The following is a 13,083-nucleotide window of genomic DNA, read 5'->3' as shown; positions in this document are numbered from 1 at the left end:
CGTTCGTGGGTAGTCATAGAGAGAGTATGCGAACTGTACCATGACACCATCACAGAACTGAATACTTCCGAACCATTGCCTCTACTCATATATTTAATGTTTATTGTTTCCATATAACATACTCAAGTGGCAATCCGTTGTATGTTGGACTATGACTGATGCGCTTGCAAGGCACCTCGATATCGAGAGTGAAGACGATCTGACCCGTATCGTCTTCGGCCTCTTGGACTTGCTCGGACCGACGGTTCTTTCACAGGTGTTGGAACTATCCGATGACGAACTCTCGAGAGAGGTCCAGGTCGATTTTCATACGCGAATCGATCCACGAGCTGAACGGGTCCCAGACGTGGTGATCTCAGATGCGGATACAATGGTGATGATAGAGGCGAAGCGAGGGACCGATTTTGATCCAGAACAACTTCAGGACGAGCACGAGGACTTGCGGCAGTTCGGAAACGAGCGCAAGCAGCTTTTGCTCGTTACTGGACACAAGGCTAGACCCTCTCAACTGGATAGCCTCGATCTCGAATACGTAGAGTGGCTCAGTTGGCGAGATATCGCGCTTCGAGTATCAAAGTGTGACAGGTCGACGCTTTCGGAAACGAAGACCCAACTCATCACCCTTCTCCGAACGAAACTTGAAGAGGAAGGGTATATGCCGTTCACCGGATTCTCAGAGCAGTTACTCGACGAATTTTCGCAGATTCGCAGACTCTCGGAACGCTATTACAAGAACGTCGCCCGCTTTCATAGGGACATCGAGGGCCGACTCGGAGAACGAGGACTCAAGGCGAAAAACATGTGGCGCGATGGGGTCTCCCAGGATTTCAACAGATTTCCTGCCGATTTGCGGTTCGTCTCGTCTAACCTGTGGATCGCGTATGGAGAACCTGACTTCGCCATCAATAATAAAAATCAACACTACCTCTTTGTCGCGTTCTGCATCGATACGGGAGAGACACCACTCATTCGAGTGGGATATTCGATGAGCCCAAAACAAAATACCGCGAATAGAGAAGCCCTCATCAATAATGCCGACGAAATAGTTCAGTTTGTGGTCGAAACCGATTCACAGCTTTTACAGACTGATCGAAATTTCCATATAGTCGAGCAGTTCAGTGACGAGTCAGAAGCAAACTCTATATTAAATTCAGCAGATAGGTTGAGTTACATGGATCGTGTCCAGATCGTTATCGAATACGACTCGTCTCGACTCTCGGATCCGGAGTTGACCGAACTCGTAGCCGACGACCTCGTTATGCTCCACGAATTCACTCATCCGCGTCTCTATCCCTGATTGCTGTGTAAACCTGATCTGTACCCGACAAGAAGACAGACAAGTTCAAGACTTTCAAGTTGGTCTCACTGTGATCCGTGATACTCTGGTCGTGCGGGACAGTTCCACCTTATATCACATTCAGAGCATGTCTGATCCGACGGTTTTTCATCGGGTGTAATGGTGAACCAGTCGCGTTTTTCCCGATCCGATTCAATGGACTCGACTGTTTTCTCGAATTCGTCGATCGAGCCTTCGACGGCGCCGTCAGCGAACTGGATTTCCAACATTGCCTCGTCCCTCGATTCCTCTCCGAGGAAGTAAATAACGCCCCGGTCAGGATACTCGCTCTGCTGGTACCGGTAGAGTTCGGCGTACGTGTACAACTGCGCGCGGTAGTCGTCTAGTTCCTGCTCATTATTTGGGCGCTGGCCGGCCTTGTAGTCCCAGATTTCGTGGCTTTCCCTGTCGGCCCCAACGAGTACGTCCACGACGCCTTCCAGTACGAACTCCTCTCGATTGCTCTGCAGTCGGTGCTCCGTATCGACGACTCGCGGATAGAGTCGCTCGCCTTCTCGGCGGTTGAACCGCTGGAGGTACTTGAGCGCCGCATCTTCGGCCTCTTCACTCATCGGGTAGATGTTCCGAGATTTCAGGGCCTCGGCAACTTCGGTGAAGTACCGCTCAATATCCGCTTCTGTTGGTATCTCGCCACCGCCGATACCCTCGAGTTCGCCGGCATAATGCCGGTGAGCGCGGTCGAGGGTCTCGTGGACCACGCGCCCGAAGAACAGCTGAGTTACGTGGTTCGGCGCGAACCCGAGTTCTTTGTAGTAGCCGTACTGGCGCTTACAGCGCCTATATGCCAAGACGTCCCCGGTGATACTGTATCGACGTTTGAGACTTGTCTCGTCGAGAGGGCCCACGTCATCTTCGACGGTCGCTAGGAAATCGTCTGCAGTTGTGATCCGTCGCTCCTCCGAAAACCACTCGTCGTCCAGCGGCTGACCAGCCGAGTTGTATCCCAGCGAGAGGTCGGTCGGTGTCCCTTCGGAGCCGACCAATACGAGATCTGCTTCGGCCCTGGAATACGAGACGTAAAAGCGTCTGATTTCGTCTCGTCCTGCCCTATGTTCCACCCCACCGGCAGGTTCGATGTCAGCATACGGTTCCAACTCATCTTCAAGCCAATACGTCCCGCTGGTCCAGGGTTCGGCATCGAGGTTACACACGAACACGACCGGAAACTCCAACCCTTTGGCTTGGTGCGTTGTCATCATCTGGACGAACCCTTCAGGAACCTGGTCGTGCTGATCCTCGGGTTCATCGAAATCCGAGGACTGCAGGTAGCCGCAGAACGTCCAGTAGAATGAGCCGAGGAAGCTCGTCGAAACGGATCTCGTGTTGGAAGACCGCTGCATGTACTCGGGTCCAGTCACGCTTGCAAAGGAATCGAAGAGTTTCGTAAGACGACCGAGGCGCATACCCCGGTCCGGCCGCTCTTCACCCTCAATCCAGTCCTGAAACGGATCGAAAGACAGAATCAGGTAGAGGAGTTCGAGCGGCGTATAGCCTAGCGACTCTCCACCCTCAGCATCCGTAACTGTCTGTTGGCTTTGCTGAACAAACTCTGCCAAGTCGCCCGCATCGTACGTCTCAACGTAGTCATCGAATCTGGTAGCCCACGTCTCAACCTGTTCACGAACACCGCCCTGGAGATTGACCCACGGGGCGTCCGCACCCTCGAATTTTGGATCGAGAATTTGAATGATTGCCCCGAGCGCGAATCTGATCTCTGGCCTGTCGAGAAAGGCCTTGTTTCGCGGATTATAGACTGGGATACCCCTCTCTCGGAGCGCTTCGACGTAGTGACCGGCCCATCTCTCGCTCTCTTTCGTGCTCTTGAACAGGAACGCGACTTGGCTGTAATCGTCGATATAATCTTGATTGATGAGTTCTGCGACGATGTCTGCCGCATGTGCAGCCGGATCGCGGGTATCGTCGCCGACCAACAGCGATCGAACGCTTAGTCGATCGGCAGTCTCGCTTCGGCCGACCAGCATCGGTTCTTTCCCCGGAGCTCGAGCCCCCTCTCGTTGCATCAATGGATGCTGGCCGACGTATCGGTTACACCAGGTGACGATGTCGCTCGTCGACCGGTAGTTCGTTTTAAGTTGGACCTGCGTAACCGAACTGTCAAATCGGGCATTCGTCCGGTCCGGGAACCGGATAAGGCACTCGACCGTTCCGCCGCGGAACCGGTACAACGCCTGATCGTCGTCACCGACGACCGTAATATTCGGGGCGCTGAGTTCCTCGACTAACCGGAAGTACAGTTCCTGCTGAAGCGGGTTCGTATCTTGATACTCATCGACGAGAACGTGTTCGACCGGGGGCCGATCACGACTCGGTTCGCCTTCCACGAATCGTCTCCCACTGGGGCTGTCGATGAATTCGATGAATTGTTCTAGCAGTCGCGCGAAGTCACAGCGTTTGCTCTCCCGGAGTGTCGCGCGATACCGATCGAGCCCTTCCGCGCAGACTTGCCACGCGGGAGCGGCACCCTCCTGTAGTTTCTCAGTGTCTGTCCGATACTGCGAGATCCGGTTGAACAACTCCGCAGCGATAGCCGTCGATTGCCACTTGTTTGGTGGGTAGCTACGCTTCCACTGCGGACGCAACCGATTGAAATGACGCCAGACGTCGTCGAGTTCGTCCGCTGAGACGGTATCCCACTCGTCTGCCTCCGCCTGTCCGCGGAGCACGTCGACGAAGTCACAGTTACTGTACATAAACAGCTGCTGGCCGTCTTCGTCCAGCAACTCGACGTGAGCGTACTCTTCGTACCGGTACTCCTGCATAATATCCTTGCAGAGGGAGTGGATTGTCCCGATTCGAAGTTCGTTCGCGTCGACAGCGTCTTCGTAGCCGAGTCGGTTGAGCCGATCGACAATTCGTTCCTCGAGGTTTTGAGCTGCCTTCTCAGTGAACGTCGTCAAGACAATGCTCTGCGGCCGGACCTCGTCGACAAGGAGGAGTTTCAAAGCACGACATATCAGCACCTCCGTCTTTCCGCTCCCCGGACCCGCCGTGACGTGCAACGGACCGTCCGCGTGGAGGATAGCGCGTCGTTGCGGATCGGTAAACTCCCACTCCGACTCCCCGTATTGCTCCCTGTTTGCCAACTCTAACTCGTCAATGAACTCCTCAGCAGCAAGTGGCAACTCCCCTGGCATATAGCCATACCAATCACCCAGTAGTGTGAAAAAGCCCCACACCAGTCGCAGTAGCTCTCGAGAGACATGGACGAGTCGTTGCCTTGGACCATACTCTTGAAAGTACTAAACAAGCCTTTCCGTGATATTTCAAATCGACTCTTGGATGAACTCTGCCGTGATCTCAGATCGCTGTTCTTGAACCGCAGCATCCAGCACTCGACTACAGACGGTGAGCACCTGCCGGATATTCCCTTGTGAACGCTGAAGAATCAAGTCCAACCCATCCGTAGTAAATGGCTGAATACCAGTCCTACCATTGGTCCGTTCACGATTCAGGTATTCTTCAACGAGTTCATATAAGTGCTCATCCGTGAGCGGTCGAAGTGCGACCTCCTGACCAATTCGTTCGCTGAACGCGTGATACTCGCTCATCACGTCTTGCCACACTTCCGGTGCACAGCCAAATAGGAGACAGAGCCCCTCGCTGTTCTGGTCCATCAAGTGACGAATGCTGTTCAACGTCGCCTGCTCGTCTTTCGACGAAAGTCGGGAAATGCTCTCGAATTCGTCAATAAAGACGAACACCGCGGTATACCCCAACTCGAGCAGCATGTTTTTGAACGCTGTAAACGCCCGTACACCCATCGTATCGTCGTCGAGAGCGGTGTGTATCTCCATTTCCTTTCGCTGTTCGTATCGAATCCCTTCTGCAGTGAGCCACTGCCAAGCGTAGAGATTCGTGTCTTCGTACACCATGTGGACGATCGCTCGGGCGAAATCAGCGAAGCGTGTTACGTCGCTCAATCGCTTGATAGCCTCTGGAACTATCTCTGAGAGGAGCACATCCCCCTCGTCGATCAGTGACCGCATCGCGCTCCCACTGATCGGATTCGCCTCTGTAACGTCTCGGGCGACCAAGGCGAGGTACTTGTACGCAATGTTTTGCACCTCGTCGAATCCAAGGTCGTACATGAATTCGTGGTATATATCGACGAACCCCTCTCCCGGCTGGGCAACGTAGCCAACGATGACATCATCTCGGTCTCGGAGAAGCGATCGCGTATATTTGAGCGTGTGCGACTTCCCATTGCCGTATTTACCGGTAATCACCAGGTGTTTCGACTTCCCGGTCGAGAGCGTCTTCGAGACGGTCGAACTGATCGTCGACGTCGCGTGTTCCTGACCACAGTATGTCTCCGGATTTTCGGATGGAACTGGACTGTACGGAAATGGATTGCCGTTAAGGCCGAACTGATCGTAATCCTGTGCTTGGTCGCTGATGTCGAAGGCTTCGCTCATGGGTTTTGAGTGAACGTGATATCGCGGTCGTACACCGCGAGGTAGTAGTATTGTTTATCGAACTGTTCGAGACCTGCCATTACCTGCTGCGTTGATTGGGAAGTCGAGACGAGCGTCTCACCGTCGGCGAGCTCGATTTCTTTGATTCCCAGCGCCGAATCCTTCGCAGCGGTATCCAACGGGGCACCGGAGAGTTCGAGTTTCCCGACGTTCTGTTTGCACAGTTCAGAGAGGGCCCGGTCAAACGCACCGCGCGGACAACCGAGTCGTTCACAGGTCCGTTCGCGCAACCGGGGTATCGAGAGATATCGCTGCCGGAGGTCGACGCCGGCTGTTTCCTCGAGGTCATCATAAACATCCAGTAGCACGTACTGGAAGTTCACCGGAACGTCTGCGCGGTCGACGATGTAGTAGTCACCAGTGAACGCGTTCCGCTGGATCCCACCGAGTCGTTCCGCCCAGTTCCCGACAACCTCGATCCCGGTTTGGTTGAACGAGTACGGAGAGAACTCGTGCTCCTTTTCCAGATACTCGAGCAACTCGTCAGGATGAACAGGGCCGATCTCAGAGAGTGCCTCGAGCATTGCACCGTAGTGAGGGCTTCGAACGGCGAGGAGTTCATCAGCCGTATCCCACTCCTCGTTACGGATTGCCGTCAGAAACCGTTCACCGACAGGTGTCGTGCGGTAGACGTCCTCTCCATCGTTCTCACTGCTCTCTCGTTCTTCGAGTAACCCGATTCGCGTCGCTTCGAGAATTGCTTCCCGAGCCCGGCGCGTCGTGACGTCAAGTCCCTCCTCAACGTCTGATGTCGATTGGGGAGCGCTCTCACAGAGATGAGTGAGTTCCGTAAGGCGTCCTAACGTAACTGGACGGACCGTTGCTCGCTCAGACGTCATGATAACCTCCGTACCTGCTGCTTTGCAGTCCGATACGCTCTCTGTGTGACCTCGTTACCCTGAAACCGCAGATCGAGGTAGTCCTCGATATCTTTGCCAGCAGAAGCAACGTATCGGAATCGACGTAACTCAGCAGTCAGCGCCCAAAGATTGTGCCTGACCAACGCGTCGCGATCCTCCCGAATATCATCGAGCGTTCGTGATCCACAAACGGGACACGGACAGGGGAGGTACTCGAGATCATCGATATTCCACAACTCTTCGCCGCCGAATCCGGGAAGCAGGTAGTTCCTGTTTCCTGCGCTTCGGATGAACGCGGACGAGTCGAAGCTATCGACGCCGAGATACAAGAGAAGCGGTTGGTAGACGAGGCCTCCAAGTCCGTAGACGTGAAGGTGTTTGTCAGTTGCCGTCCGCGCAGCTAGTACAAGTTTCGTGACTTTCTTGTAATCCGTACGGACGGGGACGAGACTTCCGAGGGCATACCCGTCGAACTCACCCCGACGTTCCAGGTATCGAATCCCATTTCGGATCGTCTCGGGATCATACCCGTGGATGCTCGCTAACAGAAGTTCGTCTCCGTCGTGGTGCTGACTCGCTTCTAATGCGAGGTCAATACTTCGGTCGATCCGGCGCTGATTCTCCGCTGCTCGATTCTCTCTGGATAACGGGATATCGACCGTACCGAAGATATCTGCCTCGAGCAGACGTTGGGTTTCGAGCGTTTCTTGGGGTGTAGTGTCGGGGTCCTTCTCGCTGAAATCGTACCCACCACTGTCGGCATAGACAATCGTATCGTCGGGTACCTCCATCTCTTCTCTGAGGGATACCCCATTCGTCAAGCGATCCCACATCGGGTCCCGTTCCCTGATCGCCCGGGCGTTTATCATCGCCGTGGGAAGATCAGGGATGGAACTAACGTACGCTGGTGTATTGTCACTCGATCGCTTCCCAAGGTTGCGAACGGGAAACAGCACCGGTGTCTGTAACTCCCCGTGGGGAAGATCAAGCGATCGTTGCCGATACAGCATGCGGTCTTAGCTCAGCTGCCCAAATGAAGGTAATGACCAGCCTAGCTCGCGAAAACCACATCTTAGACCTAAACGAACTGCCTAAAAATCAGCCAAGTCTTTCTGTGAAGTCGGCTCGGTAAGGCAGGCTGCGCTTACATCCTCAACAGACGTTGGCTCACTACCATGCGCGAGGTTATCAGCGAAGTTCTTCAGATATGTTCCCTTGAGCGCAACGACGATCGTCCTGTGTTCCTTCGCCTGTTCAGTCCGCGCCGGGACTGAGGTGACGTTGTCATACTGGTCGGCCAGTTCTTCTTGATTGAACGTCACACCGATTGTCTCCTCGCGGACCGCAGAGAGCGTCTCTGGTAGATTTAGCGCTCGGTAGTAGTCTCTCCCGAGTGCGAAAAAGACGATATCGTACGCTTCAGCTGAAATCACATCTTGAGTTTGCTCCGTCAGCCCAAGGACTTCGGCTCGAGAGTCAATCTCGGACGCGGTCATATCCGCGAACGTAACGTTGTATGGCGGGAGTTCTTCGTTCTCCGCGACGAGTCCGAACCCCGCACTAATGAAGTACCGACCGACTGTGTGGCCGTTAGCGCGGAGCGAATCAACTGCATCACCGACGTATTTCTGCTGTCGACCAGTGTAGAGTTTGCGTGCTGGAATGCTGGCTGCATCTTCTCGACGGCGGAGCGTAGCAAGGCCGGTGTCGTCAATTTCAGACGCGTCGAAAGCGACGCTATCTTCAGGGTAAGACTTACTGTTCGAACATTGATCAATGATGAGTATCCTCATCGTTAGAACTCCATCAGCCCTTTCTGAACCATAAATTCAGGCAGGAACTCGCTCTCGTACCCGAGTCGATCAAGGACGGCAGCTCGAAGCTCCGATGAATCCCGATACGAATCGACGACACATCCTTTCTCTTCGATCGCCTCGATAACTTCCTGATCAATGGCCTCATCGGGATCGTACAGAAACAGATTCTGATACCGTGCACAGAATTTGCCGACCGATGCCGCCATCTCAGTCGCGTCGAGTGACACTGACACAGGGGTTTCCGACCACCACTCGTGGACACCGTCAGCACTCATGGTGCCGATCTCTGCCACGGGTAGATCGTGAACGTCAGACCAGAAATCGTTCTGCTCTGTAAGGAGGTGTCCCTCTACCGTACTCCACGATGTGAGGGTCTCTGAGGCGGGTGTAGCGACGAGCGTCTTCGGGAGCGCTTCGCGGAACTGGTCGTAGAACCGTTTCGTGTTGTGGAATCCACGGCGGCGGTTGCGATTGTTCGCACGGAAGATTGCGACTTCGATTCCGTGTTCCTCACAGATTCGGCAATCACAGTCCTCCCACGGCTTCTCTCGAAGTAGTGTCTTGTACTCCTCGAGTAATCGTTCGTCGCCGATCCACGGAGCGTAATCTTCCACGAGGAGCCAGACTTGGTCGAAAGTTGCAGTGTTCTCCGAAAACTCCTCGCGCTGTTCGATTGTCTCGGCCATCCTGGGAAACGCCTCGAACTCCTCTCGAACGGTATCGATCAACGTCTGATACTTGTCGAACTCGATCGGCGATTCGGGGTCGTCATCCCGTAGTAATTTGATAATCCGCTTACGCAGCGTACGACTGAAAGACGCTCGGAGTTCACGTCCATGCTCGTAGTGATCTCTGAAGTGTTCTTCAACGTCGCGTAAGAGTCGACAATCGTACTCATCGTCGTGCCTGTGCTCCTCTAGATAAGGAGCCAATTTATTGAGTGCCTGCGTTGCTTCGGCGTGCCACTCCCTGATCGCCTCCGAAATCGACGATCCCTCGTCGAACGCTCGAAGCGAGTGCAGCAGTTCTTGACCGCGCAGAGCAGTTTGTATCTGTTTCTCGAGCGAGTCTCTGTTCGAACCGAACCGAACGCGCAGTGCATCGTAGCGCCGTTCGCTGTCTAGATGATAGTTGTCACCGCCGGTCCAGGCCGACCGAAGCATACTCGCACTATCGAAACTCGACATTCCGGTCTTCCCGATCGCATCGAACGCGTCCGTCTTCGCAAACCCGAAGACGTGTGTATCCACTCTCGTCTTACGTTTCCGTTCGTGTTCCTTGACCGCGTTTCCGACACCGGTAACGATATCCCGAATCCGTGCGGCATTGCTCCCCGCGACGCCGCCGATCCCTACGTACTGATATCCGTGGTCCAGGACCTGCTCGGCTGCTCGTGTATAGGACACCGGATCCCAACCCTGGATCGCGACCATGAGACGGAAGGAATAGTCGTTTGCATCGTACAAATCCTTCATCTCCGCGGCGTTGTGGAGCGTCAACTGGTAGCGGAACTCCGTGTCGTCCTCTCGGTAGACGGCTCGAGCATCGTCTTGTAGCCGCTCAAGCACAGCGACCGGATCGCCTTCAAAGTCTTCCTGCTCAAACGGAGTGATAGACGAGACATCAAAGATCGTCGGGTCATACTCAGCGACGTACTCCGGCCATTCAGTCGGCCATTCGTCGACCATGATGTCAACTTCGTCGGTTAGCTCTTCGGGTAGGTCACTTGGGGTAAGAGATGAATCAGCAAATGCACGCTTATCGAGATAGAGTCGGGTCTCGTGTCCCGATCCGAGTACGAGGTGGTCGATCGTTACGCCGACCGTAACATCAAGCTCTTCATAGAATGCCAGCATCTCGTCATTGCCATAGGGAGGGAACGGGAGCGATTTGTAGCCCCATGCGCCGCAGTCGCTGATAGTCGGAAGCCAATCGGGTACATTGAGCCCCGATTGTTCGTCGTAGACGCCGTGCGATGTGAGTTGGTCGAACTTCGTTGCGCTTTCTTCAACCTGTTCGCGCGAAATGAGGACGCCGTCTATCGGGGTTGTTTCGTAGTCAAAGATGTCCCAAATATACTGTAACTCTCGCTCGTCCTTTCCGAGTTCAGAATGCTCGTCGTGCTCGAAATCGTAGTGAGCGTCGACGTTGTCATCCCATTCAGGGACGTAGAACCTCACAGATAGTGTTCACCATCACGACTTTGCTCGTTCTTCTATATGAATCTCCCCACTTCAGTCCCACTTCTTGAACACAATATAACAAGTCAATACATTGCAGTTCCGCGAATCGTCTTCTCCAGTTTCCAATTTAAGTATGATAGCTGATGTTTAGTACTTGTATGAAGACACACATCACTTTCGTGCTTGACTCGTCCGGTTCGATGGAAGCGATCAAAGACGACACAAAAGACGGATTTAATAGTTTCCTCGAAGAGCAAAAAACCGAAGATGGAACTGCTACTGTCTCGCTATACAATTTTGATACAAGCGTTGAACAGGTATACAAGACCGAGTTAATTGAGGACGCATCAAAACTCACCGACGGCAATTATACACCGAGCGGAAGGACGGCTCTTCACGACGCTCTTACAACCGCGGTTAACGAAACCACAGACCATATTGCGTCGTTGGAAAAAGCAACTCGGCCAGATAACGTAATCATCGTCGTGCTCACGGATGGAAAGGAGAACGCATCGGAGACGCCACAAGATACAGTTCGCGAACTCGTCGAACAGCGACGTGAAAAACACGGTTGGGAATTCTTGTTTATTGGGGCCAACCAAGATGCTGCTCTAACCGCTTCGGGTATGGGGATGAGTGCGGATCACTCATTAGATATGGATCACAGCGGTGAAGGCGCTCGTAACGCGTACCAATCCACGTCGAAGCGTATCAGCGAGGCGCGGCGAGAGGGTCGAACTGGTGGATATAGCGATGAAGATCGGCGCAAACAGGACGAGACTGACAACTTGTAGGTGATACGTCCCCAGCTTAGACAGTAGACGTCGAACCTAATTCACGGTATTTCTGGTTAATATATCTATGATTGATATAATTGAGGCAGAACAGATCCGTCGTGCAACTTCAGGATGCGAACGCAGCAAAGGAACTTTATTTATTACTTGAATTTCTTCTCTGAAACCACAGAGAGACGACACACACAACCACGCCGAGATTCGCGCAGTCACACCCAAGCGGCGTTCTATTCGGTTCATACATGTGTGCTTCACCATCCAGAACTTGACACGCCCTCATTCCGATGATCAGTTCCCCCGACTTCGGTTGAAGTCCCGCTCGCTCATCAGTTCCCAGTGTGGTTTTCCTGGCTGGTCAACCCTGTACCATGCAGTTTCCTTTGCATCTCGAATATCGCCGGCAGAAACACCGGCTGCGTTGACGAACGCAGCACTCAATTCGAGCGCTTTCCAGACTGGTGAACAATACGCAGTAAGTAACACTGGATGATAAAAATACTCGAGGAGAACGCCAGCGATGAGCAGGAAATCTTGTTGGAACGGGCCGTGTTCGGGCCACCTCGCATATCGTGTATCGACGGAGTGTTTGAGGATTCTAGTTCCCCGAGTCCACCGTATTCGATCTTCGACTGAGTCGACGACTTTCACATTCCGGGGATAGGTGAAAAACCAGTATTCGTCGTCGTCGGGTGCATACCGTTCTCGCCACTTTCGGTCGAACAGCGACAGCGCATCGCCATCACAAACGACACTCGATAAGGCCCATCTCGACAACGTCCCTGCTCGAGAGCGGGCAGAACCAACGAGTCCAGCTAAATGTGGGTCGTGCGTACTCTCCTCGAGAAGTTCGGCTACGAGAAGCCACTCTTGATCCGTTAACTGTTTGAGTCCGCCTTTGGCCCATGTCGGATCCACATACCATCGATAGGGGTTATCTTTGACATGTGTTGGCTCAGCCGTTCGCTCTGGATGATCTACTGCGGTTGCAATCTCTTCTAAGTGAGCACGAAACTCGTCGACAGAGTCGATTTGCTGAAATACGTTTGACATTGATTAGGAATTCAGGTTTCGAGGCTGATTTACAGTGTACTGCTAAACAGGGTCAACACCTGTTTTGACGGCTATTTCGATATCTATCTCCCCGGTTGATCGTTTCTCTGTGCGCTCGAGATCATCTGGTTGAATCTGCAATCGGTCGTCGTCCTTGTCGAGAAAGTCCGTTATAATTGGAACCTGAGCGAGAGTGGCAACTGAGTGCTGAAAGAGGATGGACGTTACCTCTTCAATACACTGCTGTCGATATTTTGTGTCAGGCGCCACATCGTAATACGAGAGCGCATTCAGGATGGTCTGCGCTTCTGAATCGTCGGTAACGGTCAAAGTCGAACCAGCTCCAAGAGAGTGTGTTTTTCGAAGACGGTTGTGAAGTCGTCGCGTGCGGCGTTCTTCCTCTGAGTCCGGGTTTAGTTCCATGATTTCGTCGTCCCGGTACACGGTGAATGCTGCTTCTAAGACGATGCTGGCATAGTCATCAAGCAACAGTGCAAATGGGTCATCCATCGGCTCTGGATCTCGG

Annotated in this window: 9 protein-coding genes; 2 read left to right on the top strand and 7 right to left on the bottom strand. The window is 53.5% G+C overall.

Annotated features, from left to right (window positions below; translation table 11 throughout):
* Positions 1-151 precede the first annotated feature (151 nt).
* A complete protein-coding gene (locus tag ACERJA_RS12625) occupies positions 152-1,297 on the top strand; it encodes a hypothetical protein (protein ID WP_373608603.1) in 1,146 nt (381 codons plus the stop codon).
* 65 nt (positions 1,298-1,362) lie between these two features.
* On the opposite strand, the gene ACERJA_RS12620 is transcribed toward ACERJA_RS12625, so the two are convergent.
* From ACERJA_RS12620 to ACERJA_RS12595, 6 genes are all read right to left on the bottom strand, one after another.
* The gene (locus tag ACERJA_RS12620) at positions 1,363-4,512 is read right to left on the bottom strand and encodes an ATP-dependent DNA helicase (RefSeq protein WP_373608601.1); all 3,150 of its coding nucleotides are present in this window, start codon (positions 4,510-4,512) and stop codon (positions 1,363-1,365) included.
* A 129-nt stretch (positions 4,513-4,641) separates the two neighbouring features.
* Positions 4,642-5,793 carry a BREX system ATP-binding domain-containing protein gene (locus tag ACERJA_RS12615; protein ID WP_373608600.1) on the bottom strand — a complete coding sequence of 384 codons (1,152 nt, stop codon included), beginning with the start codon at positions 5,791-5,793 and terminating at the stop codon, positions 4,642-4,644.
* Positions 5,790-6,692, bottom strand: a complete 903-nt coding sequence (locus ACERJA_RS12610) for a hypothetical protein (RefSeq protein ID WP_373608599.1) — start codon at positions 6,690-6,692, stop codon at positions 5,790-5,792. The genes ACERJA_RS12615 and ACERJA_RS12610 overlap by 4 nt, the downstream gene beginning before the upstream one ends.
* Entirely contained in the window at positions 6,689-7,723 is a 1,035-nt protein-coding gene (locus ACERJA_RS12605; protein WP_373608597.1) for a tRNA-guanine transglycosylase, read from the bottom strand. Before ACERJA_RS12605 ends, ACERJA_RS12610 begins: the two co-directional genes overlap by 4 nt.
* An 81-nt stretch (positions 7,724-7,804) precedes the next feature.
* Complete coding sequence (locus ACERJA_RS12600) at positions 7,805-8,506, bottom strand: DUF6884 domain-containing protein (protein WP_373608596.1); 702 nt, start codon at positions 8,504-8,506, stop codon at positions 7,805-7,807.
* A 2-nt stretch (positions 8,507-8,508) separates the two neighbouring features.
* Entirely contained in the window at positions 8,509-10,710 is a 2,202-nt protein-coding gene (locus ACERJA_RS12595) for a queuine tRNA-ribosyltransferase tRNA-guanine transglycosylase (protein WP_373608595.1), read from the bottom strand.
* 161 nt (positions 10,711-10,871) lie between these two features.
* Between ACERJA_RS12595 and ACERJA_RS12590 the strand changes: the two genes are divergently transcribed.
* On the top strand, positions 10,872-11,507 hold the full coding sequence (locus tag ACERJA_RS12590) for a VWA domain-containing protein (protein ID WP_373608594.1): 636 nt from the start codon (positions 10,872-10,874) through the stop codon (positions 11,505-11,507).
* A gap of 1,092 nt (positions 11,508-12,599) precedes the next feature.
* Here ACERJA_RS12590 and ACERJA_RS12585 read toward each other — a convergent pair.
* Positions 12,600-13,067 (bottom strand): hypothetical protein, encoded by a 468-nt coding sequence (locus ACERJA_RS12585; protein ID WP_373608593.1) that lies wholly within the window; start codon positions 13,065-13,067, stop codon positions 12,600-12,602.
* Between the last annotated feature and the right edge of the window lie 16 nt (positions 13,068-13,083).

Origin of the sequence: Natronorubrum sp. A-ect3 (genome assembly GCF_041821125.1) — an archaeon.
GTDB classification, from domain to species: domain Archaea; phylum Halobacteriota; class Halobacteria; order Halobacteriales; family Natrialbaceae; genus Natronorubrum; species Natronorubrum bangense.
Note: the sequence above shows the minus strand (reverse complement) of the source record. Positions and strands in the feature narration are given on the sequence as shown.

Bases quoted from the DNA above. Each gene is read 5' to 3' on its own strand.
- ACERJA_RS12610 (WP_373608599.1), bottom strand. From the start codon at position 6,692: ATGACGTCTGAGCGAGCAACGGTCCGTCCAGTTACGTTAGGACGCCTT.
- ACERJA_RS12590 (WP_373608594.1), top strand. From the start codon at position 10,872: ATGAAGACACACATCACTTTCGTGCTTGACTCGTCCGGTTCGATGGAA.
- ACERJA_RS12625 (WP_373608603.1), top strand. From the start codon at position 152: ATGACTGATGCGCTTGCAAGGCACCTCGATATCGAGAGTGAAGACGAT.
- ACERJA_RS12600 (WP_373608596.1), bottom strand. From the start codon at position 8,506: ATGAGGATACTCATCATTGATCAATGTTCGAACAGTAAGTCTTACCCT.
- ACERJA_RS12585 (WP_373608593.1), bottom strand. From the start codon at position 13,067: ATGGATGACCCATTTGCACTGTTGCTTGATGACTATGCCAGCATCGTC.
- ACERJA_RS12620 (WP_373608601.1), bottom strand. From the start codon at position 4,512: ATGCCAGGGGAGTTGCCACTTGCTGCTGAGGAGTTCATTGACGAGTTA.
- ACERJA_RS12615 (WP_373608600.1), bottom strand. From the start codon at position 5,793: ATGAGCGAAGCCTTCGACATCAGCGACCAAGCACAGGATTACGATCAG.
- ACERJA_RS12605 (WP_373608597.1), bottom strand. From the start codon at position 7,723: ATGCTGTATCGGCAACGATCGCTTGATCTTCCCCACGGGGAGTTACAG.